This window comes from Streptomyces sp. NBC_01689, assembly GCF_036250675.1.
Classification (GTDB): domain Bacteria; phylum Actinomycetota; class Actinomycetes; order Streptomycetales; family Streptomycetaceae; genus Streptomyces.
Genome location: NZ_CP109592.1, coordinates 4,790,692 through 4,816,608 on the forward strand (window position 1 = coordinate 4,790,692; position 25,917 = coordinate 4,816,608).

Genomic DNA, 25,917 nt, shown 5'->3' on the forward strand with positions numbered 1-25,917 from the left:
CGACGGCAGTCCGGCCTGCCGGGCTCAGTGCGAGATCGCGCCGTGAACTCAGAGCCGTCGAGGACGGTCGAATCCCGTGAGCCGCGCTCTCCGAAGCCGCCTCCCACCCGGCCGACCGGGCTGGTGGGTCCTTCCGCAGCACGAACGGCCTTGTGGTCCCCGAGGGTCAGGGAGCGTCGGGGTCCGAGCATCGTTTCTCAACCGTAGGTACGGGAGCGGTACTTGTGGTGGGTGCGGTGTGGAACCACGCCTCCCCGTGCGGCACTCTTCTTTCTTGTGGGGAGTCTTCCGTACCAGGGTCCGTCGTCCGAGAACGTCGCGCACATGGTGGTGGCCGGGGACGACGCGCTCGCGCACCGGCTCGCCGCTGAGCTGCGGGGGGTGTACGGCGAGCGGGTGACGCTCGTCGTGCCGCCCGCGCAGCGGCGCGTGCGGCCGCCGGTGGTGGGGCGGGCCCGGGGCTCGACCCTCTTCGACCGGGTCTCCGCGGCGGTGAACCGGGCCGCCGGGAACGGAGACGGGCCGCCGGGCCGGGTGAGCGAACCTCCCGGCTCCGAGCGGGTGCTGGAGGCCACCGAACTCACCGAGACCGTGCTCGCCGAGGCGGGTGTCGAGCGGGCCGCCGCCCTCGCGCTCGTCCATGACGACGACGAGACCAACATCCGCGCCGCGCTCACCGCGCGCCGGCTCAATCCGCGGCTGCGGCTCGTCATCCGGCTCTACAACCGGCGGCTCGGCGAGCACATCAAGGAACTCCTCGACCAGGCCTCGGCGTTGGCCACCGCCGGGATCGACGACGGCCAGGGCGACGGTGGCGGTGACCGGGGTGACGGGAGCACCGGCGGGTTCGACGCGTCGACCACCGTGCTGTCCGACGCCGACACCGCCGCGCCCGCGCTCGCCGCGACCGCCGTCGCCGGCACCAGCAAGGTCGTCCAGACGGACGGGCTGATGCTGCGAGCCGTGGAACGGCCCCCGCCCGGCCCCGGCGAGGTCGCCGACCCCGGCCTGTGCACGCTCGCGCTGCTGTCCGCCACCACCAACGACCCGGCCGGGGCGGACGGTTCGGAGAGCAGCGGCCCGCAGGGGCCCCGGCTGCTGCCCGACGAACGGGCGGTGGCCGCCGCCACCGGGCGCGGGACCGTCGTCCTGGAGACCGTCTCGTACACGGGACCCGTGGTGTCCGGCGGGCGCAGCGTGCCGCCGTTCGCGTCGCTGCTGTCGCGGCGGCTGCGCTGGTCGTTCGCCGGGCTGGTGGCGTGTGTGATCGGGCTGGCGGTCGCCTCGATGGCCGTCACCCGCGAGCCCCCGCTCCGCGCGACCTATCTGACCCTGCTCGACCTCTTCGCCATCAACAACCCCGCCATCGGCGAACCGGCCGGGCGGCAGGTCCTCCAGCTCTTCTCCGGGCTGGTCGGGTTGCTGCTGCTTCCCGTGCTGCTCGCCGCCGTCCTGGAGGCGCTGGGTACGTTCCGGAGCGGGTCCGCCCTGCGCAAGCCGCCGCGGGGGCTGTCCGGGCATGTGGTGCTGCTCGGGGTCGGCAAGATCGGTACACGGGTGCTGGCGCGCCTGCGGGAGCTGAACATTCCCGTGGTGTGCGTGGAGGCCGACCCCGAGGCGCGGGGACTCGCGCTGGCCCGGCGGCTGCGGGTGCCGGTGGTGCTGGGGGATGTGACCCAGGAAGGTGTGCTGGAGGCCGCGAAGATCCACCGGGCGCACGCGTTGCTCGCGCTGACCAGCGCGGACACGACGAACCTGGAGGCGGCGCTGTACGCCCGTACGGTGCGGCCCGATCTGCGGGTGGTGCTGCGGCTGTACGACGACGACTTCGCGACCGCCGTGTACCGGACCCTGCGGGCCGCGCATCCGCAGGCGCTCACCCGGAGCCGCAGCGTTTCGCATCTCACCGCGCCCGCGTTCGCCGGGGCGATGATGGGGCGGCAGATCCTCGGGGCGATCCCGGTCGAACGGCGGGTGTTGCTGTTCGCCGCCATCCAGGTGGGCGGGCACGCGCAGTTGGAGGGGCGGACTGTGGGGGACGCCTTCCGGGCCGGGGCGTGGCGGGTGCTCGCGCTGGAGACGGGAGTGGGCCGGCGGGGGGATTCCCCGGGCGGCGGGGGGAGCGGGGGCGCGGCTTCCGGGCGGGCGCCCAGCGGGGCGGGTTCCGGGCGGGCGCCCAGCGGGCTGGTCTGGGATCTTCCCTCCTCCTATGTGCTGCGGGCGGAGGACCGGGTGGTGCTGGCGGCCACGCGCCGTGGGCTGGCGGAGTTGCTGGGGCGGCGGGGGCGCGAGCGGGAGCCGGAGCGGGCCGAGCCGTAGCCCTCCGGGCGGGGGGCGGGGCGGAGTGAGGGGCGGGGCTCAGAGGGCGGGTTGTGGGGGTGGGCGTCCCCGTCTTTCGCCCCCGCCGCCCCTACCCGTCCCATCCTCCTGGGGCTTCGCCCCAGACCCCACCGGGGCTTCGCCCCCGGGCCCCACAGGGCTTCGCCCCAGCCTTCGCCGGGGCTCCGCCCCTGGACCCCAGGAGGCCGGGGCTCCGGCCCTGAACTCGGGGGGCCTGGGCTTCCGCCCTGAACCCCGGGAAGCCGGGACTCCCGCCCTCAACCCCGGGAAGCCTCGGCTCCGGCCCTGACCCCCGGGGCGTGCCACCCCGTGGGAGTGGGCCTCGTAGACACGTCGGTAGGGACGGGCCGGGACGGCTGCCGGGAGGAACACGTCGATGGCGCCAGGCCGTTAGGGACGTCTGCGGCGGGGCAGGCCCGCGCCGAGGCGCCCCGGGGCGTCGGGGCGCCCCTAGTCACCGGCCCGCCCCTCGTCACCGCATCCCCGCAGCCACCTCCGTCGTCCTCGTCACCTCATCCCGACCGTCACCCTCTTCACCACCGGAGACCCCCGTCACCACCGGAGACCCCGGCTCACCACCGGAGTCACCCGCCACCGCCCGAGGCACCCGCCACCACCGGAGACCCCCGTCCCCCAGGTAACCGCCGGAGGCACCGGTCCCTGCCGGACGCGCTCCTCAGGCCGGAAGGTGATTCTTCGCGAAGGTCAGTTCCAGCTGGACCTGCTTGATGCGTTCGTCGACGACCAGGGAGCCGTGGCCCGCGTCGTAGCGGTAGACCTCGTGGACGGCTCCCCGGGCGGCGAGGCGGTCGACGTAGTTCTCGACCTGGCGGATGGGACAGCGGGGGTCGTTCACGCCGGCGGAGATGTAGACGGGGGCCTTGACGGCGTCCACGTACGTCAGGGGCGAGGACGCCTCGAAACGCTCGGGGACCTCCTCCGGAGTGCCGCCCAGCAGCGTGCGGTCCATGGCCTTCAGCGCCTCCATCTCGTCGTGGTACGCCGTGACGTAGTCCGCGACCGGGACCGCGGCGATGCCGAGGGTCCAGGCGTCCGGCTGGGTGCCCAGGCCCAGCAGGGTGAGATAGCCGCCCCAGGAACCACCGGTGAGGATCAGGCGCTCGGGGTCGGCGAGTCCGGACGTCACCGCCCACTCACGGACCGCCGCGATGTCCTCCAGCTCGATGAGCCCGACCCGGTGCTTGAGGGCGTCCGTCCACTCCCGTCCGTACCCGGTCGAACCCCGGTAGTTGACGCGCACCACCGCGTACCCGTGGTCCACCCACGCCGCCGGGCCGGCCGCGAACGCGTCGCTGTCGTGCCAGGTCGGGCCGCCGTGGATGTCGAAGACGGTCGGCAGCGGTCCCGTCGCCCACGCCGGTTTCTGGACCAGGGCGTGGACCCTGCCGCCGGGGCCCTCCACCCAGACGTCCTCCACGGGGACCGAGCCCGGGGACTTCAGACCGGGCGGATCGAGGATGACCCCGCCACTCGTCGAGCGGACGGACGACGGCTCGGCCGCCGACGACCACAGGTACTCCACGCTGCCGTCGGGGCGGGCCGTCGCCCCGGACACCGTGCCCGCGGGGGTGGGCACGCGGAGCAGCTCGCCGGTCGCCGGCTCGTAGCGCCACAGCTCGCTGCGGGCCTCGAAACCGTGCACGATCAGCAGCGCCGAACCGTCCGGATACCATTCGGCACCCACGTCGCCGGGCAGGTCGAGGGAGAGGTCGGTCTCCTCGCCGGTCGCGACGTCCCACACCATCGGCTCCCAACGGCCGCGCCGCTGATGGCCGATGAGCAGCCGGGTGTCCCCGTCGACCGGGGCGAATCCCAGCACCTCGAGGCCCAGCTCGACCGTGCCGCCCTTGGTGTCGTCGAGCTCCGCGACCGTCGTGCCGTCCGGGCGCAGCACGCGCAGCGACGAGTGCATCGCGTCGCCGTGCTCGGTGTGCTCCACGGCGATCAGGGAGCCGTCGTGGGAGAGGTCGCCGACACCGGCCGACTCCCGGTGGCGGTAGATCTCCACGGGGTCCTCGCCGGACCGGACCAGGTGGATCGTCGACCCGTCCTCGTCCGTCGAGCGGCCCACGACCGCCGTGCGCCCGTCCCGGCCGATGGCGAGCCCCCCGGGGTACGAGGGCTCCAGGCCCGGTGCCGCCGGCTCGTCCACGCCCCCGGGACCGGCGGCGGAAGCGTCGGGCGCGGCGAAACGCTGCCGGCGCCAGATGCCGAACTCGTCGCCGTCCTTGTCGTCGAACCACCAGATCCATGCGCCGTCCGGGGAGAGCACCCCGTCCGTCGTACCGTTCGCCCGGTCCGTGACCTGGCGCTGCTCGCCCGTATCGCGGTCCCACGCGTACAGCTCGTACGTCCCGGTCGCGTTGGAGACGAACAGCGAGCGGTGCGGGGCGTCCTCCGCCCAGTCCGGCAGCGACACCCTCGGTGCCCTGAAGCGCTTCTCCCAGTCGGGCATGGCCGCCTGCTGCTGCTCGACGGACCCGTTGCTCTCAGTCATGGCCCCATAGTGCCTGGCCCGCCCGTCCTCGCGCCGCCGAGGCCCCCAGCCTGTGGACAACTCCGGGACCCCGAGCCCGGCCGCGCGCGGCGGCACCGTACCTTTGAAGTCGTGTACCGGTTCCTGCTGACGCCCCGCTGGTGGGGGATCAACGTCTTCGTGCTGTTGGCCATCCCCTTCTGCATCTTCATGGGGTCGTGGCAGTTGAGCCGGTTCGAGGACCGGGTCCAGGACCAGCGCGACGCCGGTGAGCAGGCCGCGGCGGCCCGGACGGACCCGGCCAGGCCGCTGCGCGAACTGCTGCCCGTCGACAAGGACACGTCCGGCAAGCAGGCCGTCGCCACCGGCCGGTACGGCAGGCAGCTGCTGGTGCCGGGCCGCGAACTGAACGGCAGCCACGGGTTCTACGTGCTCACGCTGCTGCGCACCGAGGGCGGCCAGGCGCTGCCCGTCGTCCGGGGCTGGCTGCCCGGTACCGCGGACCCGGCGAAGGCGCCCGCCGCGCCGGCCGGCGAGGTGACCGTCACGGGCGCGCTGCAGGTCTCGGAGAGCCCGGGTTCCGACGGGGTGAGCGCCGCCGGCGGCCTTCCCGCCGGACAGACCGGCGCGATCAGCTCCGCGTCGCTGGTGAACCTGGTGCCGTACAAGGTCTACGACGCCTGGATCACCCTCGCGAAGGCCGACAGCGGGATGACGGCGGTGCCCGCGACCGCCCCGCAGGGCACCGGCCTCGACCTGAAGGCGTTCCAGAACCTCGGCTACACCGGCGAGTGGTTCGTCTTCGCGGGCTTCGTGGTCTTCATGTGGTTCCGGCTGCTGCGCCGCGAGGCGGAGTTCGCGCGGGACGCCGAGCTGGGTCTGATCCCCTCGGAGGGGACCGACGGAGGCGCGGATCAGGAACGGAACGGGACCCCGGAGGGGGACCCGGACGGGCGTGCGGTGCGGGATCCCGCCCAGAGCCCCGTTCCGTAGGGCCTCGGAGACCGCTCCGGGCGGCCCGGAGTCCGTTCCGCAGGCGCTCGGGAACCGCCCCGTGGACGCCCGGCGCCCGGCCCCGGGGACGTCCGTGTCCCGGGGTCGCCCGTGCTCAGGACGCGGCCAGAATCCCCGTCCGGTACACCGTGCCCGCGCAGGCGCCGGTCACCGTCGCCGAGGTGCTCGCGCCCGTGTCCGTCGCGTAGGAGACGGTGACACTGCCGTCGGCCACGCCGTCCTCCCTGAGGAGCTGGGCCGAGGTGCCCGTACCGCCGGTGTCCGTGCCGGTGCCGCCGACCGTGGTGGCGCCCTCCGTGGAGCTGGGATCCGGCGAGGGATCGCCTCCGCCGGTGGTCGGACAGGTCTCCGACGGCACCCAGGCGAACTTCACGACGTACGAGACGCTCGGCTGCAGCACCAGCGAGGCGACCCCCGTGGACGGGTCGGGCAGGCCGGTGGCCGCGTCGCCGGCGACATGCGTCACCACGCTGATCTTGGACGAGTCGGCCGCGCCCTGGGCCAGGGTGCTGACGGCACCCGCGCCGCTGACGGTGCAGCTGATGCCGGAGGCGTTCGAGACGCTGAAGGAGCCGTAGACCGCACCGGCCGCGTCCGGGACGCCGACGGTGCCGGTGGCACTGAGCTGCGCCCCCGTACAGGGGGGCGCGGGGGGTGCCGAGGCCGACGGATCGGGGCCTCCGGTGGCCGCCCCGGTGCTCGCGTCCTTGTTCTTGTCGGGTGCTCCCGTCGGGTCCTTCTTGTCGTGGCCCTTGGAGGTGCCGGAGCCGCCGCCCGCGGTGCTCTCGCCGCCGTCCGGGTTCTTGCCCTGGCCCGCGCCGCCCTGTGCCTGCGAGCTGTTGCCCGCGATGGAGGGGTCGGCGTTCGAACCGGACGCGTTCGAGACGTGGATCAGGGCCGGGACGGCCGTGCCGATGAAGAGCGCGGCGGCGGCCATGCCCACGAGGGCCTGGCGCTTGCGGGCCCGCCGGGCCGGCACCGCGCGGCGCAGATGCTCCAGCGTGCCGTCGGTGGGTTCGATCTCCTCGACCGCCTGGTGCAGCAGCCGGCGCAGTGCCAGTTCGTCCGGGGCGAGCGCTTCGGTGCCCAGGTCGGCCGTGCCCGGTTCGCCGGGCTGTCCGTCGGGGCCGTGGTTCACAGTTCCGTTCCCAGCGTGCGATTGCGTGTGCTCGTGCTCCGGATGCCGTTCCCCGTCACGGCGCCGCCCGTTCTCGTTCTCGCTCATGCCGGGGTCTCCATGGCCACCCGGAGCGCCGCGATTCCGCGCGAGCCGTACGCCTTGACCGAGCCGAGCGATATGCCGAGGGTCTCGGCCACCTGGGCCTCGGTCATGTCCGCGAAGTAGCGCAGCACCAGGACCTCGCGCTGGCGGCGCTGCAGGCCCTTCATCGCCTTCTTCAGCGCGTCGCGCTCCAGCAGGTCGTACGCGCCCTCCTCGGCGCTCGCCATGTCGGGCATCGGCTTCGAGAGGAGCTTGAGGCCGAGGATGCGCCGGCGGAGGGCGGACCGCGAGAGGTTGACGACGGTCTGCCGCAGGTAGGCGAGCGTCTTCTCCGGGTCACGGACGCGCTTGCGCGCCGAGTGCACCCGGATGAAGGCCTCCTGGACGACGTCCTCGCAGGAGGCCGTGTCGTCGAGCAGGAGCGCCGCGAGACCCAGGAGCGACCGGTAGTGGGCGCGGTAGGTCTCGGTCAGATGGTCGACCGTCGTGCCTGCGGCCGTGCTGCTGTCCTCAGCGCCGTCGCGCTGGCTCGGTATGCGGGCGGGCCGCGCTGCGGGCATGGGCGCGATCACCGGCATGCCGCCGGGCGCGCCGGGGCTGCGGAGTCGGCGGGGTGGACGCAGGGCCGCGCCCCTCGTCTGTACCGCGGTGAATTCGAGTACCTCTGCCACGCCAGTTGGACACGCGTCCCCCCGTCAGGGTTGTACGCGACGGGCATCACATTCGCCTCGGCCATCACTTCGGCCGAAACCCCCACCCGTGCGCGCATCGCGGCACCCGCTCTCGCGCACTCCGCCACGCCCACCGGAACACATGCCGACGCGCCCGACAGCGCGCCTGAAAGTGCACTGAAAGCCCTCATGCGTTAAAGCTCATCCCCTATGCCCCATGTGCCCTGCCGCCCCCGGACCACCCGCGCAGGGCTACCGCAAAGACGCTCCCCGCCCTCCGCACGGTTGCGGAGGACGGGGAGGGAAATCTTCGAACGCCGGGTGGGTCTCGATCAAGTGGTCCGGACCATTATTCCGGCCACAGGACTCACACAGATCCTACAAACGATTCCGGAGATGACCAGGGAGATTTTTCGCGGCCCCCGCCCGCGGCCGGGAAACCCGCCGCGCAGGTCACGCCCGGTCGGCGGCACGGACCGACAGCTCCGCCGCCACCAGCTCCGCGATCTGCGCCGTGTTGAGCGCGGCGCCCTTGCGGAGGTTGTCGCCGCAGACGAAGAGTTCGAGGGCGGTCGGATCGTCGAGCGCCCGGCGGACGCGGCCGACCCAGGTCGGGTCGGTGCCCACGACGTCGGCGGGGGTGGGGAACTCGCCGGCGGCCGGATCGTCGAACAGGACGACCCCGGGCGCGGTGGCCAGGATCTCCCGCGCCTTCGCCACCGTGACCCTGTCCTCGAAGCGGGCGTGGACGGTGAGGGAGTGCGTGGTGACGACCGGAACGCGGACGCAGGTCACGGCCACCGGCAGGTGGGGCAGGCCGAGGATCTTGCGGGACTCGTCCCGGACCTTCATCTCCTCCGAGGACCAGCCGTCCTCGCGCAGCGACCCGGCCCACGGTACGACGTTCAGCGCCACCGGCTCCGGGAACGGGCCGGTGTTGTCGCCCACCGCGCGGCGTACGTCGCCGGGGCTGGTCCCCAGTTCCGTGCCGGCGACCAGGGACAGCTGCTGGCGCAGGGTGTCGACGCCGGCACGCCCGGCGCCGCTCACCGCCTGGTAGCTGGAGACCACCAGTTCGCGCAGTCCGAACTCGGCGTGCAGCGCGCCGAGCGCCACGATCATGGAGAGGGTGGTGCAGTTCGGGTTGGCGATGATCCCGCGCGGACGCATCCGCGCGGTGTGCGGATTGACCTCGGGGACGACCAGGGGCACGTCCGGGTCCATCCGGAAGGCGCCCGAGTTGTCCACGACGATCACGCCCTTGGCGGCGGCGATCGGCGCCCAGTGGGCGGCCACCTCGTCGGGCACGTCGAACATCGCGACGTCGACGCCGTCGAGGGCGGCCTCGCTCAGGGCCGCCACCTCGACCTGCTCGCCGCGCACGGCCAGCTTGCGGCCGGCCGAGCGCGGGGAGGCGAGCAGCCGGATCTCGCCCCAGATGTCCGCGTGCTGGGACAGGATCTGGAGCATGACGCCGCCGACGGCGCCGGTCGCGCCCACGACCGCGAGCGTGGGACGTCCGAGGCGTCCGGGACGTCCGAGGTGATCGGAGTGACCGGGGCGACCGGAGGGTCCGGAGTGTTCAGCCGGTCGCCCGGTCCGTTCGGCCATCAGCGGCCAGTGCCCCCGTAGACGACGGCCTCGTCGCTGTCGGAGTCGAGACCGAAGGCGGTGTGCACGGCGCGCACGGCCTCCGGCACGTCGTCCGCGCGGGTCACGACCGAGATGCGGATCTCGGAGGTCGAGATCAGTTCGATGTTGACCCCGGCGTCGCTGAGCGCCTCGAAGAAGCCGGCCGTGACACCCGGGTTCGTCTTCATGCCCGCGCCGACCAGCGAGATCTTGCCGATCTGGTCGTCGTAGCGCAGCGAGTCGTAGCCGATGACGGACCGGGCCTTCTCCAGGGCGTCGATGGCCTTGCGGCCCTCGGTCTTGGGAAGGGTGAAGGAGATGTCCGTGAGGCCCGTGGAGGCGGCGGACACGTTCTGCACGACCATGTCGATGTTGATCTCGGCGTCGGCGATGGCCCGGAAGATCGAGGCGGCCTCGCCCGGCTTGTCCGGGACACCGACGACCGTGACCTTGGCCTCGGAGGTGTCGTGAGCGACACCGGAGATGATGGCCTGCTCCACCTTCTGGTCCCCTTGCTGGATCGGTGCGTTGCTGACCCAGGTGCCCTGCAGTCCGCTGAAGGACGAGCGCACGTGGATCGGGATGTTGTAGCGGCGGGCGTACTCCACACAGCGGTGGAGCAGCACCTTGGAGCCGGAGGCGGCGAGCTCCAGCATGTCCTCGAAGGCGATCCAGTCGATCTTCTTCGCCTTCTTCACCACCCGCGGGTCGGCGGTGAACACGCCGTCGACGTCGGTGTAGATCTCGCAGACCTCGGCGTCGAGCGCCGCGGCGAGGGCGACGGCCGTCGTGTCGGACCCGCCGCGCCCGAGCGTGGTGATGTCCTTCTTGTCCTGGGAGACGCCCTGGAACCCGGCGACGATGGCGATGTTGCCCTCGTCGAGGGCGGTCCGGATACGACCGGGCGTGACGTCGATGATCCGCGCCTTGTTGTGGACCGAGTCGGTGATGACACCGGCCTGGCTGCCGGTGAAGGACTGGGCGCTGTGGCCCAGGTTCTTGATCGCCATCGCCAGCAGGGCCATGGAGATCCGCTCACCCGCGGTCAGGAGCATGTCGAACTCTCGCCCGCTGGGCATCGGAGACACCTGCTCGGCGAGATCGATCAGCTCGTCCGTCGTGTCGCCCATCGCGGAAACGACCACGACCACCTGGTGGCCGTTCTTCTTCGCTTCCACGATCCGCTTGGCGACGCGCTTGATGCCCTCGGCATCGGCTACGGAGGAACCTCCGTACTTCTGCACGACAAGGCCCACGTGCGCTCCTCGCTCCATCTGTCTCTGCACCGCACTCCTGCGGTCGGCTCAGTTTAACGAGCGGCCGGATTTCCCTTCCGAAGTATCGCATCGTGAGATGTCCCGCTCACGACGTGATCACTGCGGACCGTCAGGTCGACCGAGGCCGTCAGGGATCCTCCGGCCGCTCCGAGGCGGCATCTGCCCGCGTCCGGGCTCCGCCACTCCGGAAAGTGCCCCGAGTCACACGGGGACCGGTGCGACCCGGGCACGGACGAGGAGGGAGCGCACGCCGGGCGCAGCGGGTACGTCACGGCGCACCGGGCGGATCGCGGCGCCGGACCGCTCCCGCCAGGCCGTTTTCGCCGGACTGTTTTCGCCGGACCGATTTCGCCGGACCGCCGCCGGACTACTTGGACGTGCCCAGGCCCAGCGGTCCGCCGAGCTCCTCGGCCATCACCCGGCCCGCCTCCTCCGCGAGGATCTCCTCACCGAGGTCCTGGTCGGTGTCCAGGCCGTTCAGGTCGTCCAGAGGCTGGTTCAGCCGCACGTGGGCCACCAGGGACTGCAGGGCGCGCAGGGCGGCCGAGGCGGTGGAGCCCCAGTTCGAGAAGTACGAGAACTGCCACCACCACAGCGCCTCGCTGGTGCGTCCCGCGCGGTAGTGGGCCATGCCGTGGCGCAGGTCCGTGATGACGTCCGCGAAGTCGTCCGAGATCCGGCAGGCGACCGGGGCCCTGCGGGGCTCGTACGGGTCGAAGACCTCGGAGTAGACGTCGATCGGCTCCAGCATCACGGCGAGGCGCTGGCGCAGCTCGTCGACGTCCGGCTCGGGACCGAGGTCCGGCTCGTAGCGCTCGTCGGGGACGATGTCCTCGTGCGCGCCCAGGCGGCCGCCCGCCAGCAGGAGCTGGGAGATCTCCAGGAGGAGGAAGGGGACCGCCGAGTCCGGCTCGTCGCCCTTGGCCACCTCGGCGACGGCGACCAGGAAACTCTCGACCTGGTCCGCGATCTGGACGCCGAAGTCGTCGGGGTCCTGGTTGGTGGCGTGCAGTGTGGCGTCAGACATCTAGGAGTCGTCTCCCCTCGAAGGCGCGGCCGAGCGTGACCTCGTCCGCGTATTCCAGGTCGCCACCCACCGGGAGGCCGCTGGCCAGGCGGGTGACCCTGAGGCCCATGGGCTTGATCATGCGGGCGAGATACGTGGCCGTGGCCTCGCCCTCCAGGTTCGGGTCGGTGGCCAGGATGAGTTCCGTGACCGCGCCGTCCGCGAGGCGGGCGAGCAGCTCCCTTATCCGCAGGTCGTCCGGACCGACGCCCTCGATCGGGCTGATCGCACCGCCGAGCACGTGGTACTTCCCCCGGAACTCACGCGTCCGCTCGATCGCGATGACGTCCTTCGGCTCCTCGACCACGCAGATCACCGACAGGTCGCGGCGCGGGTCGCGGCAGATGTTGCACAGCTCCTCCTGCGCCACGTTGCCGCAGGTCGCGCAGAAGCGGACCTTCGCCTTGACCTCCATGAGGCACTGCGCGAGCCGGCGGACGTCCGTCGGCTCGGCCTGCAGGATGTGGAAGGCGATCCGCTGCGCGCTCTTGGGACCGACGCCGGGCAGCCGCCCCAACTCGTCGATGAGGTCCTGGACCACGCCTTCGTACAACGGACTGCCGCCCTTCCTGGATTCGTTCAGTACGTACGGTAGTTGGCCGCCGCCGGTCTTAGAAGGGCAGACCGGGGATGCCGCTGCCGCCGAGGCCCTGGGCGAGCGGGCCGAGCTTCTGCTGCTGGAGCGCCTGCGCGTTCTCGTTCGCCGCCTGGACCGCCGCGACGACCAGGTCGGCGAGCGTCTCCGTGTCCTCGGGGTCCACCGCCTTCGGGTCGATCACCAGGGCGCGGAGCTCGCCGGAGCCGGTCACCGTCGCCTTCACCAGACCGCCGCCCGACTGGCCTTCCACCTCCGTGCGCGCGAGTTCCTCCTGCGCGTTCGCGAGGTCCTGCTGCATCTTCTGGGCCTGCTGGAGCAGCTGCTGCATGTTGGGCTGGCCACCACCGGGAATCACGATCAGCTCCTGGGTCGTACGGCTGTCCGCACCACTGCGCGGGCGGGGTTTTCCCGCTCAGCACGAGCCTACGTGGTCGACGGGCCGGTCGCCCCAGCACTCTTTCGAGTGACACCGCCCGTCCGCCTATACCTGACGAAGACCCACGTCCGGGCGGAAAACCGGTGAAAATCAGGCCATCGCCACCCATTGGGCGGTAGGAAAGGGACGGCGCCCGGGCATCATGCGTCACGCAGCATCACACAACGTCACTAGTTTTCGTCGGAGCCGTCGTCGCCGGAGTCGTGGTCCGCGTCGTCGTCGGCGTCATCACCGTCGTCAGGAGGGAGTGCCGGGTGAGCCAGCCGGAGATGCAGCCCGAGGGGCCGCCCCAGGACGCCCGGAACGACGGGTCCGCGGGGCCCCGGCCGGGCGACCTGACCGGCAGGCCGCTCCCGCTCGGGGACTGGGGCGAACCGGCCGAGCGGCTCCACGAGCTGTACCGGTGGGTGGAGCGGGGGGCCCTCGACACGGCGTCCTGGTACCTGTCGGACCGGTCCGGGAAGCGGTGGGCGGCCCGGGTGCTGCGGGGCGGGGCGGCGCTGGGCGCGGTGGCCGGAGCGGCGCTGCCGCTGCTGGATCTCACCGGAGTCGTCGGCGGCGTGGCTCCCTGGGGGTATCTCGCGCTGCTGCTCGGAGTGGCGTGTGTGGCGGGCGACCGGTTCTTCGGGGTGACCTCCGGGTGGATAAGGGACGTGGCCACGGCGCAGGCCGTGCAGCGGCGGCTCCAGGCGCTCCAGTTCGACTGGGCGTCCGAGAGCGTGCGGGAGGTGCTGGGGCCGGCGGAGGGGACCGCCAGCGAGGCGGCGGAGCGGTGTCTCGGTGTCCTGCGCAGGTTCTGCGAGGACGTGACGGAGCTGGTCAGGACCGAGACGGCGGACTGGATGGTGGAGTTCCGGACGGGGACCGCGCCGCTGGGGATCCAGTCGTCGGCGGCCGGGACGCCCCGGGCGGAGGGGGCGCCGCAGGGGCGGGTTCCGTTGCCGCCGGGGACTCGTCCGAACATGCCGCGGCAGCGGCCGCCCGAGCCGCGGTAGCCCTCCGGGCGGGGCCAGGTGGGGGGTGGGGGCTGGGGGCCCAGGCCGTGTGTTCGGTGCGGGGGCGTGAGGGCTTGTCGCGCCGTTCCCCGCGCCCCTCATCAGGGGGCCCAGGCCGTGTGTTCGGTGCGGGGGCGTGAGGGCTTGTCGCGCCGTTCCCCGCGCCCCTCATCAGGGGGCCCAGGCCGTGTGTTCGGTGCGGGGGCGTGAGGGCTTGTCGCGCCGTTCCCCGCGCCCCTTGTCAGGGCGGCGTGGGGTCAGTTCGTGCCGCAGATCTTCAGGCCCACCGGGGTGCCGCACGGCAGGTGGCCGTGGGTGCGGATCACGTCCTGGCCGCTGCCCCTGCTGATGTAGGCGAGGAAGCTGGAGGCCAGGGAGTCGGCGGGCGGCTGGCCGTAGGTGTAGGCGTACTCGATCTCGCGGTACGGGTAGTCGCCGGCACCGCGCTCCAGCGCCTCCACGGAGGGGGTGTGGCCGGCGAGGGTGAGCCGGTGCAGGCCCTTGCGGCCGGTCGCGAGGTTCAGCTCGCTGTACCCGATCGCGCCGGGGAGCCCCGCCACGGTGCTCAGCACCTGGTCGGTGGAGTCGAGTTCGCAGCGCACCACGGGGGCCGTCGCGTCGTCCTTGTGGACGCAGTCGAGGGAGGAGTTCGCGATCTCGCCGCGGCCCAGCACCCGGCGCTGGAAGACCTGCCGGGTACCGGAGTTGGCGTCCCGGCTGACGAGGAGCACCGGCCGGTCGGGGCCGCCGAGCTGCTTCCAGTTGCGGATCTCGCCGCGGTAGAGGCGGCGTACCTCGTCCAGGGTGAGGCCGCGCAGCGGGATCCCGTCGTTGACGACCAGCGCGAAGACCGAGACCGCGACCCGGTTCTCCCGCAGCTGCGGGAACCCGCTCGGCTTGGGCCCGTCGGAGAGGGCCACGACGGGCGGCGACCCGTTCTCGGCCTTGGCCCCCGCGTCCGCGAGCTCACGCACCCCCGCCGTGCTGCCGTGCGCGTCGACCACGATGTCGGAACCCCCGCAGTCCCGCTCGTACTTCTTCGCCAGCTCGCTCATGACGGGCGCGAAGGCGGTCGAGCCGGTGACCGTCAGGGTGCCCTTCTCGCAGCCGATCGGCGGCGGCGAGTCGTCCCGCAGCACGACGATCAGCGCGAGGGTGACCACGCACGCCGTCAGCACCACGGTGATCGTCCGGGCCGCGCGGCTGAACAGCGGCGGCTGGTCGTCCGGTGTCGTACTGCGGTTGGGGCTGACCTCGCCGTCCCGCAGGCCGCCGATGAGCCGTATGTTCCGGCCGACGTCACCGCCCGACAGCAGCACGAGCAGCTTGAAGTGCTCGCCCCGGTTGAGCGGGACGCGCGGGATGCGCAGGGTGCCGCCCTCGTAACTGAGCCCCGCGGCCGGGGTGAAGTGGTCCATCAGGTGGTCGGTGCCGGGCGGCTGGGTGACGGACACGCCCCGGATGGTGCGGTCGGTGAACACCGCGGTGAGACCGTGCCGTTCACGGCTCGTGTAGTCGTCGCCCGCGATGCTCTGCGAGCCGTCGTTCTCGATCCGCAGCAGCACCAGGGTGGCGTCGGCCATGCCCGGTGCCTCGTCGAACAGCCCGAGCCGCACGTTGGCGCGCCCCGAACGCACGTCGTCGCCCACCGGGTTGTCCATCTGCACCCGGTACCCGATGCGTTTGCGCCGCGGCACCCGCCGCTCGTACCAGACCATCACAGCGGAGGAGACGACACCGATCACGGCGGTCCCGACGGCCACTACGTTCTCTGCGCTCAACCACTCCATCGCGAGCCACTCCCCCGAGCCCGACGGTGCGGTCACCGTACGCCCAGGACCGGGAACGCCCGGCGTACGCCGGATGAAGTCTCGGCGGAAGTCGGCGGCGGCCGGCCCCGACCGCGGCCGGCCCGCGGGCACCGCTTCCCGGATACGCCGGTCAGCCGCTTTTCGTGTACGTCAGGGCGTCGCCCGAGTCGCTGTTCACCCGGCGCAGACCGCCGTCGGGCAACAGGGTCACCTCCGAGGCGGCGCCCGGGGTGCAGGAGGAGAGCGGTTCGCCGGAGACGACCTGCGAGGGACCGATCCGCAGCGTGCTGTCGGCCGCCGGGGCCGTGGTCAGCGTGGCCTCGAAGACGCAGTGGTAGGTGCCGCTGCCGAGCGGGCCGTCCGCGGTGAGCGAGAGGACCGTGTCGCCGACCTCGCCCTGCCGGATGGTGAGCCGACGTGTGTTGTGCCCCGTCGCGTTGTCGATGGAGGCGCCCCAGGTGCCGAGGAACCCCTCCGGGACGGTCCCGCTCCCGGCCGACGGCGAGGCCGACGACTCGGTGGGGGCCGGAGCGGAGGCGGAGCCGGACGGCCCGGACGCCGACGGGCCCGGCGTCGCGGGAGCGGTGGTGGGCCGGGTCCCCTTCGAGTCGTCGGTGCCGCCGCTGCCGCCCTGCATCAGGGCGTACACGGAGCCGCCCGCGCCCAGCGCGACGACCAGCGCCACCACGATCAGGGCGGCGGTCGAGCGTCCGTTCCTCCGCGGGGGCTCCAGGTGGTCGGGGACGGGTCCTGCGCCGGGGCCGTACGGCGTCGTCGTGCCGTAGGAGCCCGGCTGGGTGCCCCAACCGCCCTGCGGATAGCCGTAGGCGGGCGGTCCCGCGGGGCTGGGGTGCTGCTGGGGGTAGCCGTACGCGGGATGCGGCGCGGGCGGTGCGGCCGGCGGGGGCGTCCCGTGGAAACCCCCGATCATCGTGGGGAGATGGTCCGCCGGGCCCGGCTGCCCCGGCGGCGGGGTGGCCGCGTGCTCCGGGGAGACCTCGGGGACCGGCACCGCGCCGGAGGCGACGGGCTCGGCGGATGCGGCGGGTCCAGCGGGCTCGGGTGCGGGCTCGGATGCGGGCGCGGACGCGGCGGGTGCGGCGGGTGGCTTGGACAGGTCGGGGGCCGGGGCGGCCGTCGGGTCCGCGGCCCGCTGCGGAACCGTCGGGAGCGCGGCGGGCGTCGCGTCCGGGTTCTCCGTGTCCAGCAACCGCACGGCGTGCCGACCGAGTTGGGCGACCAGCGCACTCGGCAGCCACGGGTCACGGGACCGTCCGCCCGACACCGTGTCCTCCGCGCCCGTCCGCTGCAGGATCTCGTCGAGCGAGGGCCGCGCCCCGGGGTCCTTGCGCAGACAGTGCCCTACGAGGTCGGCGAGCCCCTCCGGTACGCCCTCCAGGTCCGGGTCCTCCTGCGCGATGCGGAACATCATCGCGTGCGCCCCGCTGCCGGCGGCCCCGAAGGGGAGCACGCCCGTGGCCGCGTACGAGAGGACCGAGCCCAGGCAGAAGACGTCGCAGGCAGGCGTGACACGGTCGCCGCGGACCTGCTCGGGCGCCATGAAGCCCGGCGAGCCGATGAGGGCGCCGGTGCGGGTGAGACCGCCGTCGGTGACGGTCTCCAGGGCGCGCGCGATCCCGAAGTCGATGACGCGCGGGCCGTCGATCGTCACGAGCACGTTGGAGGGCTTGAGGTCGCGGTGGATGAGTCCGGCGGCGTGGATGTCCTTCAGGGCGTGCGCGAGACCGGCCGCGAGGATGCGCACGGAACGCTCCGGGAGCGCGCCGTGGTCGTGGCCGACGACCGTCTGGAGGCTGGGCCCGGCCACGTAACCGGTCGCGACCCACGGGATCGCGGCCTCGGTGTCGGCGTCCAGCACGGGCGCGGTCCAGTACCCGCCGACCCGGCGCGCGGCCTGCACCTCCTGCCGGAAGCGGGCCCGGAACTCCTCCTGCTCGGCCAGCTCCTCGCGGACCAGTTTCACCGCGACGGTACGGCCGCGGTCGGAGCGCGCGAGATAGACGTTCCCCATCCCGCCGGCACCGAGCCGCGCCATCAGCCGGTACACCCCGATCTGACGCGGGTCCCCGTCCCCCAGCTTCTCCATCGTCGCGCGCCCTCCCCCGTACGTGTGCAACAGCCCGAGGATAGTGGGGCCGTCCGGGGAGGCGGGTGGGGTGCCGTCTACGGTTCCGTAACAGCGTCTGGCGTTTCCGTGACGCCCGTCGCGCGTCCGCCGGGCACTCCGTCCCGGGGCTCCCACGCCCGACAGACTGTCGCGGAAAGCACCGGACCGCAGACAGGACGCCGATATCGCGTCCGCTCCGTGGACACCTACGCTTCGGCGCATGACCCCTCAGCCCAGCCCCCAGGTCGGCGCCGCAGTGAAGGCCGCGGACCGCGCGCACGTGTTCCACTCCTGGTCCGCACAGGAGCTCATCGACCCGCTCGCCGTCGCCGGCGCGGAGGGGTCGTACTTCTGGGACTACGAAGGCAAGCGGTATCTGGACTTCACCAGCGGGCTCGTCTTCACCAACATCGGCTACCAGCACCCGAAGGTCGTCGCCGCGATCCAGGAGCAGGCCGCCACCCTGACGACGTTCGCGCCCGCCTTCGCCGTCGAGGCGCGGTCGGAGGCGGCCCGGCTGATAGCCGAGCGGACCCCCGGCGACCTGGACAAGATCTTCTTCACCAACGGCGGCGCCGAGGCCGTGGAGAACGCGACGCGGATGGCACGGCTGCACACCGGGCGTCCGAAGATCCTCTCCGCGTACCGCTCGTACCACGGGGCCACCTCCACCGCGATCAACCTCACCGGTGACCCGCGGCGCTGGCCGAACGACATCGGCGCGGCCGGGGTCGTCCACTTCTGGGCGCCGTTCCTCTACCGCTCCCCCTTCCACGCGCAGGACGAGCGGCAGGAGTGCGAGCGCGCGCTCCAGCACCTGGAGGACACCGTCGCCTTCGAGGGACCGGGCACCATCGCGGCCGTCGTCCTGGAGACGATCCCCGGCACGGCCGGCATCATGACGCCGCCGCCCGGCTACCTCGCCGGGGTGCGGGAGATCTGCGACCGGTACGGGATCGTCTTCGTCCTGGACGAGGTCATGGCCGGGTTCGGGCGGACCGGAAAGTGGTTCGCCGCCGACCACTACGACGTGACGCCGGACCTGATGACCTTCGCGAAGGGCGTGAACTCCGGGTACGTGCCGCTGGGCGGCGTCGCCATCTCCGCCGAGATCGCGGAGACCTTCGCGCGCCGCCCCTACCCCGGCGGCCTCACGTACTCCGGGCATCCGCTGGCGTGCGCGGCGGCCGTCGCCACGATCAACGTGATGGAGGAGGAGGGCATCGTCGAGCAGGCCGCGCGGATCGGGGAGACGGTGCTCGGACCCGGGCTGCGGGAGCTCGCCGAGCGGCACCCCAGTGTCGGCGAGGTGCGCGGTACGGGCGTGTTCTGGGCCCTTGAGCTGGTCAGGGACCGGGAGACGCGGGAACCGTTGGTGCCGTACAACGCCTCGGGGACGGACAACGCGCCCATGGCGGCGTTCGCGGCGACCGCGAAGGCCCACGGGCTGTGGCCCTTCGTGAACATGAACCGTACGCATGTCGTGCCGCCGTGCAACGTCACGGAGGCCGAGGCGAAGGAGGGGCTCGCGGTGCTGGACACGGCCCTGTCGGTGGCCGACGAACACACGGTCTGACCAGCGTGTCCGGCCCGACCCGTCCGTAGCCGGGTGCACCGCCCCCGGCCCCCCGCATCGGCCGCACAGGCCGATGCGGGGGCCCGGGGTGCGCAGCGCCCCGGGACGGGGCGAGAAGGCCTCCGGGGGAACCCCACCGCGTAAGGTGACGTGCTCATAGAGGAACCACAAGGCACGCACGTGCACCCGTACGCGATGGGGGAGCGACACACCATGCCCGGCACCGGCGGCACTGGCGCCGTAACCCGCAGCACCCTGCGGCAGCAGATCGCCGACGCACTCCGCGACGAGGTGCTGGCAGGCCGCCTCCAGCCGGGGCAGGAATTCACGGTGAAGGAGATCGCCGAGCAGTACGGCGTCTCCGCGACCCCGGTCCGCGAGGCCCTCGTCGATCTGTCCGCGCAGGGCCTGCTCGACGCGGACCAGCACCGCGGCTTCCGCGTGCACGAGTACTCCCCGGCCGACTTCCGCGGCATGATCGAGGCCCGTAGCCTCGTCGCGGACGGGATGTTCCACAGCCTCATCGAGGGCGACGGCATGAAACTCGCCGACGACCCCCGCGTCCTCGCCGCCCTCGCGGGCGTCCGCCGCCGGGGCGAGGAGGCCCAGCGCGCCGCCGTCGCGGGCGACCTGAACATCCTCATCGGCTACGACCTGCGCTTCTGGCGCGAGCTGAGCGCCCTCTTCGGCAACGCCTACCTCGCCGACTTCCTGCACCGGCTGCGCGTCCAGTCCTGGGTCTGCACGGTGCAGCACCTCCGCCGGGTGGACGACCTGCGGGGCTATCTCTGGTCCGGGCACACGGAACTCGTGGACGCGCTCGCGCGGCGCGACCCGGAGACGGCGCATACGATCGTCACCGAGTACAACGCGCACTCCCTAGCCCTCATCGAACGTCTGGCCGCCGAATGAGCGCGCACCGGACCACGGACGTCATAGAGGACATGCCGGCTCCCGCCATCGACCTGTCGGTCGTCGTCCCCGCCTACAACGAGGAGCGACGGCTCGCGCCGACCCTCGACGCGATCATCACGCATCTGCGCGACAACGAGACCCGCTTCGGCACCTGGGAACTGATCGTCGTGGACGACGGATCCACCGACGGCACCCAGGACGTCGTCGACTCCGTCCGCGCCCGCGAGCCCCGCGTCCAGCTCGTCACCAGCCCCCGCAACCGCGGCAAGGGCAACGCCCTGCGTCTGGGCGTCCTCGCCTCGTACGGCCGCCGGGTCCTCGTCACGGACGCCGATCTGGCCGCGCCCATCGAGGAGCTGGAACTGCTCGACAAGGCGCTCGGCGAGGGCCACGCGGCCGCGATAGGGTCCCGGGCCACGCCGGGCGCCACGATAGACAAGCACCAGCACCGGCTGCGCGAGCTGCTCGGCCGCGCCGGGAACTTCCTGATACGCAGCGTCGCGGTGCCCGGCATACGCGACACCCAGTGCGGGTTCAAGCTCTTCGACGGGGAGCGCGCGCGGGAGGCGTTCGGCGCGTCACGGCTCAACGGCTGGGGCATCGACGTGGAGGTGCTCCAGTACTTCCGCCGGTCGGGCTGGCCGCTGGCCGAGGTCCCGGTCCGCTGGTCCCACCAGCCGGGCTCGAAGGTGCGGCCCCTCGACTACGGCCGGGTCCTCGCCGAACTGACCGTCCTCAAGGCCCGCTCCGTCCGCCCCGCGGACCTCCTCGCGGTCGCCCTCTTCCTCCTGATGGCGGTCGCCCTCTACTCCGGCCGCTGGGCGGACCCGGACGGCCGCTATCTCCCGGACTCCCTCCAGGACCAGAACCAGTGGGAGTGGTTCTTCGCGGTCACGGCGGACAACGTCCGCCATCTCCACAACCCGCTCTTCACCACCCTGCAGGGTTTCCCCGACGGCGTGAACCTCATGGCCAACACGGTCATGCTGGGCCTGTCCGTCCCGTTCGCGCCGGTCACCCTGCTGTTCGGCCCGGCGGTCGCGCTCAGCCTCGTCATGACGCTGGGGCTGGCCGCGACCGGCGCCGCCTGGTACTGGCTGATCGCCAAACGGGTCGTGGCCCACCGGGGCGCGGCGTTCGCCGGCGCCGCGCTCGCCGCCTTCGCCCCCCCGATGATCAGTCACGCGAACGCGCACCCGAACTTCGTGATCCTGTTCATGGTCCCGCTGATCATCGACCGCGCGCTGCGGCTGTGCGCCGGCACGCGGGTCGTCCGGGACGGGATCGTGCTCGGCCTGATGGCCGCGTACCAGATCTTCCTCGGCGAGGAGCCGCTGCTGCTCGCGTCGATGGGCATGGCCCTGTTCGCCCTCGGCTACGGGCTCGTCCGGCGCGACGCCGCCCGGGAGGCATGGCGTCCGCTGCTGAACGGACTGGCGGTGGCGGGGGCCGTGTGCCTGCCGATCGTCGCGTTCCCGCTGTACTGGCAGTTCGCCGGCCCGCAGAGCTACTCGAGCGTGCTGCACGGCGACAACGCCGGCAACAGCCCCCTCGCCCTGCTCTCCTTCGCCGAGCGCTCGCTGCTCGCCGGGGACGCCGGGCGGGCGAGCGCGCTCTCCCTCAACCCCACCGAGCAGAACGCCTTCTACGGGTGGCCGCTGGTCGTGTTCGCCTTCGCGGTCGTCGTACGGCTGTGGGAGCGGGCGCTCGTCAAGGCGCTCGCCTTCACGGCACTGGCCGCCGCCGTGCTCTCGCTGGGACCGAGGTTCCGCGTCCCGACGACAGACGTCGTGCTGCCCGGCCCCTGGGCGCTGCTCGCCCACAAGCCCCTCTTCGAGTCCGTCATCGAGGGCCGGGTCGCGATGATCTGCGCACCCGTGCTGGGCATGCTGGTGGCCGTCGCGATCGAGGGGCTGCTGAGCGCCCGGCGCGCCGCCACCCAGTACTTCGGCGCCCTCGCCGTCGCGGCCGCGCTGCTCCCCCTCGTCCCGGCCCCCCTGAAGACCGTCGAACGGGTGCCGGTCCCCGCCTTCTTCACCGACGGGACGTGGCGGGCGTACGTGGACCCGGCCAAGGGCGAGTCCCTGGTGCCGGTGCCGCTTCCGGACCCGGGCGCCGCGGAGGCGCTGCACTGGCAGACGGCGGCGGGCCTCGGCTTCTCGCTGCCCGGCGGGTACTACAACGGCCCGTACGGGCCCGATCACATCGGCATCTACGGCGCCTCCCCCCGCTTCACCTCGAACATGCTGCGTGACGTCCGCTACTCGGGCAGGGTCCCGGTGATCGGCAAGAACTGGCAGGCGCAGGCCCGTGCCGACTTCGCGTTCTGGAGGGCGGGCGCGCTGGTGCTGGTCCCTCAGCCCCACCAGAACGAGCTGCGGGATGCCCTGGACAAGCTGGTGGGCCGCCCCGGCACGTGGGTTCACGGGGTCTGGGTATGGGATCTGCACGAGGGTGACTGAGGACGGGCCCCACGCATTACGCTTCCCTGACCACCGTGCTTCCCCAGGAGCTAGAGGAGCCGTCTGTTGGCCTGTGACCTGTGGCTTGTCCCGCTCGTCGACGTGCTGTGCCACACCCCCGACAACCCGTTCGCCGAGGAACTGGCGCTGTACGACAAGGTGCTGGGCGAGGCCGGGCTCCCGCCGGTCCCCGTGTACGCCTACATGCCGGGGCTGTCCGGTGACGTCGCCCCGGTCGCGGGCTTCGACTACGACGCCCTGCACTTCCTGCGCCGGGCGTACCTGCTGCAGATGTGCGGTCTCGCGGTGACCCCGGTCGACGAACTGGGCGGCGACTACGAGCAGTTGCTGGAGATGTTCCAGACCAACGCGCAGCAGTCCCACCTCGTCTGGCACTACGACCACGCGGGCGCCTACGTGCCCGTCGACTTCCCGCACCCACTCGCCGACGACGAACTGCTCGCCGGGGGCGGCCCGCTGGGCTCCTCCCAGTCGCTGCTGCGCGAGCTGGAGTTCGTCGCTCCTTCGATCGGCATCGACCCGGCCAATCCGCCGGCCCCGCCGCAGCCGCCGTCGGCCCCCACGGAGCTGGAGGAGCCGGCCGCCCCCGCCCCGTACGACGCGAGTCCGTTCGCCCGTGAGCGGCACGTCTGGCTCGGCCTGCACGCGGCGGCGACCCGGAGCCTGGCCCAGGGCTCGATGATCATCTTCAGCTGAGGAGCGTCCGGCCGGCCGCCGGGGGCCCGCTCCACGCGTATTCCCTGACGGCCACCGGCGCACCCCTCCCGGTGCCGGGCCACACGCCCGGTGCCGGGCTACACGCCCGGTGCCGGGCCACACGCCCGGTGCCGGGCTACACGCCCGGCGGCGTCCGTCGCTGTGTGAGCGCCCGGGGCCCGCTCCTCCCCACCTTCGGAGGCGGTCCGGCCGTCCCGCTCCCCGGGTGGGGGCGGACGGCCGGACCGCGAGCTCTTACGGCCTCCGCGCCCCTTCGGCAACACCAGCAACGGCCCCACCTCACCGGTCTCGCCCCCGCCCCCGTCGTGGCCGCAGCCGCCCGGCCCGGGGTCACGGGGTGCTCCGGGCCTGGTCGGGTGTCCGCCGTCGGATGTCCGCTCCGGCCGGCCCGGCCCCGTCCGGTTGCGGACCGGACCGGCCCGCTCCTCCTCGCCCGGAGCGAGGCGGACACCGCCCGCACCCGTGACGGGAGGCCGCGCCGGGGCGGTTCCCGCTTCCCTCCGCCGCCCCGGGGGAGGGCGGGTGCGGAGGGCTGACGGGGCACCGGGCGCGCGCAGTCGTGTTGCGACCGATCGGGTTGTATCTGGGGCCGCACCGGCGTGGGACACGGCGGACAGTTCACGATGAAGTAGCAGGTCAGAGAGGTTCGGCCCGGTCAGGGGCAGCCTCGGGGCGCCCCGCGGCCGGTGCCGGGACCCGCACCGGTCGCGCCGCTCGAGTGGTGAGCGCGCCGGGAGGGGCTGACGGTGGATCACGTCGGGGTCGGGTTCCCCACGTGCTGACAAAGTGTCAGCGGCTCGGCTGCGACGGAAGGACTCGACAATGCGTTCTGCCCGCATGCTTCTCGCTACCGCGACGGCCACGGCCGCCCTCGCGATTGCCGCTCCCGGCGCCTTCGCCGCCACGGCGGGCGACGGTGGCCACGACGACTCCTCCTACAGCAACGACGACGGTGGCCGGCACGACAAGCCGAAGGGCGGCATGCACACCGGCGGGGGCGCGCTCCTCAAGCTGAAGAGCGACGACGGCGACGAGGGGAGCGATTCGGACTGGGGCGGGGGCGAGGACGTCGGCTCCGACCGTGGCGGCAGCGAGTCCGGCCGCGGCGGGGACTCCGGCCGCGGCGACAAGGGCTCCGGCCGCGGTGACAAGGGTTCCGACCGGGGCGGGGACTCGGACCGGGGCGGCGACTTCGGCGGGGACGACGAGGGCTTCGACCACGACAAGCCCCGGGGCGGCATCCACACCGGCGGCGGCGCGCTCAGCATGCTGAAGAGCGACGACTGGAACAAGGACGACGCCAGGTTCAACCCGGAGACCTACAAGAACGACAGCAACGGCGACTACGGGAACGGCAACGGCAACGGGACCGGGAACGGGAACGGCCGCGACAACGGAGGCAACGGGAACGGCAACGGGTCCGGCCGCGACAACGGCGGCGGCGGCAATGGGAACGGCAACGGCAACGGCAACGGCCGTGACAACGGCGGGAACGGCAACGGGAACGGGAACGGCCGCGACAACGGCGGCGGCAACGGGAACGGCAACGGCAACGGCCGCGACAACGGCGGCGGCGGCAACGACTCCGGCCGCGACAAGCCCAACGGCGGCATCCACACCGGTGGCGGCGCGCTCGCGGACAAGGGCGTCACGGCCGGCGGCCTCGCGATCCTGACGCTGGCCGGAGCGGGCGTGTACGCGCTGCGCCGCAGGAGCGCGGCGGGCGGCATGTCCTGACCGATGCCCGGCGTCCTGTCGGCCGGGACCGCCGCGGGTGGCCCCCGTCGTGACGGCCCGGCCGGGTTCCCCGCGTGCCGAACCCGCTCCGCCGCAGTGCCCTAGTGAGGTGGTTCCCGATGGCAGCCCAGCCGTCCTCCCCCGGCGTGACCGAGTCCGTGCCGCAAGGGCAGGGCTCACGCCCCGGCGTACCGATGAGTGCCTGGTGCGCCGGAATCCTGCTGCTGGTACTGGGAGTGTTCGGCGGCCCGCCCAAGCCGGCCGACGACTCCCGGTCGCCCCACGACTCGGCCGCGCTCATGCCGTGGTCGTCCTCGGTGCCGGGCAAGCACCTGCCGTCGTCCGCGCCGACCCGGCTGGTCATCCCGAAGATCGCGGTGGACGCGCCCTTCACGGCCCTCTCGGTCGACGCGAAGGGCCATCTCAACCCGCCGCCCGCGGACAACGTGAACATGGTCGGCTGGTACGCCGACGGGGTGACGCCCGGCGAGGCGGGAACCTCGATCGTCGCCGGGCACGTGGACACCAGCACCTCGCCGGCCGTCTTCGCCCGGCTCAGCTCCCTCCGCAAGGGGGACACCTTCAGGGTGGAGCGCGCCGACGGCCTCACCGCGTCCTTCGTCGTCGACGACGCCGAGGCCTTCGAGAAGGACCACTTCCCCAACGACCGCGTGTACGCGGACACCCCGCAGGCCCAGGTCAGGCTGATCACCTGCGCCGGTGTCTACGACCACGGCGCGAAGGACTACACCGAGAACCTCGTGGTCTTCGCCCACCTCGTCTGACCCGCGGGGCACCGGGA

The 25,917-nt window shown here is 72.9% G+C and carries 19 protein-coding genes; 9 read left to right on the forward strand and 10 right to left on the reverse strand.

Annotation, left to right across the window (positions count from 1 at the left end):
* The first annotated feature begins 324 nt into the window (after positions 1-324).
* Positions 325-2,319: an NAD-binding protein gene (locus OG776_RS20300; RefSeq protein ID WP_329323737.1), complete on the forward strand. Its 1,995-nt coding sequence runs from the start codon at positions 325-327 to the stop codon at positions 2,317-2,319.
* A 697-nt stretch (positions 2,320-3,016) separates the two neighbouring features.
* Here OG776_RS20300 and OG776_RS20305 read toward each other — a convergent pair.
* A complete protein-coding gene (locus OG776_RS20305) occupies positions 3,017-4,858 on the reverse strand; it encodes a S9 family peptidase (protein ID WP_329322022.1) in 1,842 nt (613 codons plus the stop codon).
* A gap of 111 nt (positions 4,859-4,969) precedes the next feature.
* On the opposite strand from OG776_RS20305, the gene OG776_RS20310 reads away from it, so the two are divergent.
* Positions 4,970-5,830 carry an SURF1 family protein gene (locus OG776_RS20310; RefSeq protein ID WP_329322024.1) on the forward strand — a complete coding sequence of 287 codons (861 nt, stop codon included), beginning with the start codon at positions 4,970-4,972 and terminating at the stop codon, positions 5,828-5,830.
* 115 nt (positions 5,831-5,945) lie between these two features.
* Here the strand turns inward: OG776_RS20310 and OG776_RS20315 are convergent, their stop codons facing one another.
* The 7 genes from OG776_RS20315 to OG776_RS20345 all read right to left on the reverse strand — a co-directional run bounded on the left by OG776_RS20315 (position 5,946) and on the right by OG776_RS20345 (position 12,672).
* Positions 5,946-7,076 (reverse strand): hypothetical protein, encoded by a 1,131-nt coding sequence (locus OG776_RS20315; RefSeq protein WP_261994844.1) that lies wholly within the window; start codon positions 7,074-7,076, stop codon positions 5,946-5,948.
* On the reverse strand, positions 7,073-7,744 hold the full coding sequence (locus OG776_RS20320; RefSeq protein WP_148012372.1) for a SigE family RNA polymerase sigma factor: 672 nt from the start codon (positions 7,742-7,744) through the stop codon (positions 7,073-7,075). The genes OG776_RS20315 and OG776_RS20320 overlap by 4 nt, the downstream gene beginning before the upstream one ends.
* Before the next feature lie 453 nt (positions 7,745-8,197).
* Positions 8,198-9,355, reverse strand: coding sequence for an aspartate-semialdehyde dehydrogenase (locus OG776_RS20325; protein ID WP_329322027.1), 1,158 nt, complete (start codon positions 9,353-9,355; stop codon positions 8,198-8,200).
* Positions 9,355-10,632 carry an aspartate kinase gene (locus OG776_RS20330; RefSeq protein WP_148012374.1) on the reverse strand — a complete coding sequence of 426 codons (1,278 nt, stop codon included), beginning with the start codon at positions 10,630-10,632 and terminating at the stop codon, positions 9,355-9,357. The genes OG776_RS20325 and OG776_RS20330 overlap by 1 nt, the downstream gene beginning before the upstream one ends.
* A gap of 388 nt (positions 10,633-11,020) precedes the next feature.
* A complete protein-coding gene (locus tag OG776_RS20335) occupies positions 11,021-11,680 on the reverse strand; it encodes a DUF5063 domain-containing protein (protein ID WP_148012375.1) in 660 nt (219 codons plus the stop codon).
* Positions 11,673-12,272, reverse strand: coding sequence for a recombination mediator RecR (recR, locus tag OG776_RS20340; RefSeq protein WP_148012376.1), 600 nt, complete (start codon positions 12,270-12,272; stop codon positions 11,673-11,675). The genes OG776_RS20335 and recR overlap by 8 nt, the downstream gene beginning before the upstream one ends.
* A 58-nt stretch (positions 12,273-12,330) precedes the next feature.
* Entirely contained in the window at positions 12,331-12,672 is a 342-nt protein-coding gene (locus OG776_RS20345; RefSeq protein WP_148012377.1) for a YbaB/EbfC family nucleoid-associated protein, read from the reverse strand.
* A gap of 335 nt (positions 12,673-13,007) precedes the next feature.
* On the opposite strand from OG776_RS20345, the gene OG776_RS20350 reads away from it, so the two are divergent.
* Positions 13,008-13,748 carry an SLATT domain-containing protein gene (locus tag OG776_RS20350; protein WP_148012378.1) on the forward strand — a complete coding sequence of 247 codons (741 nt, stop codon included), beginning with the start codon at positions 13,008-13,010 and terminating at the stop codon, positions 13,746-13,748.
* Between the two features lie 257 nt (positions 13,749-14,005).
* On the opposite strand, the gene OG776_RS20355 is transcribed toward OG776_RS20350, so the two are convergent.
* Together OG776_RS20355 and OG776_RS20360 are read right to left on the reverse strand one after the other, a co-directional pair.
* Positions 14,006-15,538, reverse strand: coding sequence for a substrate-binding domain-containing protein (locus OG776_RS20355; protein ID WP_148012379.1), 1,533 nt, complete (start codon positions 15,536-15,538; stop codon positions 14,006-14,008).
* Positions 15,539-15,689: 151 nt separating this feature from the next.
* Entirely contained in the window at positions 15,690-17,666 is a 1,977-nt protein-coding gene (locus OG776_RS20360; protein WP_329322032.1) for a serine/threonine-protein kinase, read from the reverse strand.
* Positions 17,667-17,907: 241 nt separating this feature from the next.
* Here OG776_RS20360 and OG776_RS20365 point away from each other — a divergent pair, with 241 nt between their 5' ends.
* The 6 genes from OG776_RS20365 to OG776_RS20390 all read left to right on the forward strand — a co-directional run bounded on the left by OG776_RS20365 (position 17,908) and on the right by OG776_RS20390 (position 25,900).
* Positions 17,908-19,263 carry an aspartate aminotransferase family protein gene (locus tag OG776_RS20365; RefSeq protein WP_329322034.1) on the forward strand — a complete coding sequence of 452 codons (1,356 nt, stop codon included), beginning with the start codon at positions 17,908-17,910 and terminating at the stop codon, positions 19,261-19,263.
* 213 nt (positions 19,264-19,476) lie between these two features.
* Positions 19,477-20,175 carry a GntR family transcriptional regulator gene (locus OG776_RS20370; protein ID WP_148012448.1) on the forward strand — a complete coding sequence of 233 codons (699 nt, stop codon included), beginning with the start codon at positions 19,477-19,479 and terminating at the stop codon, positions 20,173-20,175.
* A 32-nt stretch (positions 20,176-20,207) separates the two neighbouring features.
* Complete coding sequence (locus OG776_RS20375; RefSeq protein WP_329322036.1) at positions 20,208-22,640, forward strand: dolichyl-phosphate beta-glucosyltransferase; 2,433 nt, start codon at positions 20,208-20,210, stop codon at positions 22,638-22,640.
* A 66-nt stretch (positions 22,641-22,706) separates the two neighbouring features.
* A complete protein-coding gene (locus OG776_RS20380; protein WP_148012382.1) occupies positions 22,707-23,357 on the forward strand; it encodes a hypothetical protein in 651 nt (216 codons plus the stop codon).
* Positions 23,358-24,200: 843 nt separating this feature from the next.
* The gene (locus OG776_RS20385; RefSeq protein ID WP_329322039.1) at positions 24,201-25,115 is read left to right on the forward strand and encodes a hypothetical protein; all 915 of its coding nucleotides are present in this window, start codon (positions 24,201-24,203) and stop codon (positions 25,113-25,115) included.
* Between the two features lie 119 nt (positions 25,116-25,234).
* The gene (locus OG776_RS20390; protein WP_329326467.1) at positions 25,235-25,900 is read left to right on the forward strand and encodes a class F sortase; all 666 of its coding nucleotides are present in this window, start codon (positions 25,235-25,237) and stop codon (positions 25,898-25,900) included.
* Positions 25,901-25,917 lie beyond the last annotated feature (17 nt).

Bases quoted from the DNA above. Each gene is read 5' to 3' on its own strand.
- OG776_RS20300 (WP_329323737.1), top strand. From the start codon at position 325: ATGGTGGTGGCCGGGGACGACGCGCTCGCGCACCGGCTCGCCGCTGAG.
- OG776_RS20305 (WP_329322022.1), bottom strand. From the start codon at position 4,858: ATGACTGAGAGCAACGGGTCCGTCGAGCAGCAGCAGGCGGCCATGCCC.
- OG776_RS20315 (WP_261994844.1), bottom strand. From the start codon at position 7,076: ATGAGCGAGAACGAGAACGGGCGGCGCCGTGACGGGGAACGGCATCCG.
- OG776_RS20325 (WP_329322027.1), bottom strand. From the start codon at position 9,355: ATGGCCGAACGGACCGGGCGACCGGCTGAACACTCCGGACCCTCCGGT.
- OG776_RS20335 (WP_148012375.1), bottom strand. From the start codon at position 11,680: ATGTCTGACGCCACACTGCACGCCACCAACCAGGACCCCGACGACTTC.
- OG776_RS20355 (WP_148012379.1), bottom strand. From the start codon at position 15,538: ATGGAGTGGTTGAGCGCAGAGAACGTAGTGGCCGTCGGGACCGCCGTG.
- OG776_RS20360 (WP_329322032.1), bottom strand. From the start codon at position 17,666: ATGGAGAAGCTGGGGGACGGGGACCCGCGTCAGATCGGGGTGTACCGG.
- OG776_RS20365 (WP_329322034.1), top strand. From the start codon at position 17,908: ATGACCCCTCAGCCCAGCCCCCAGGTCGGCGCCGCAGTGAAGGCCGCG.
- OG776_RS20370 (WP_148012448.1), top strand. From the start codon at position 19,477: ATGCCCGGCACCGGCGGCACTGGCGCCGTAACCCGCAGCACCCTGCGG.
- OG776_RS20375 (WP_329322036.1), top strand. From the start codon at position 20,208: ATGCCGGCTCCCGCCATCGACCTGTCGGTCGTCGTCCCCGCCTACAAC.
- OG776_RS20385 (WP_329322039.1), top strand. From the start codon at position 24,201: ATGCGTTCTGCCCGCATGCTTCTCGCTACCGCGACGGCCACGGCCGCC.
- OG776_RS20390 (WP_329326467.1), top strand. From the start codon at position 25,235: ATGGCAGCCCAGCCGTCCTCCCCCGGCGTGACCGAGTCCGTGCCGCAA.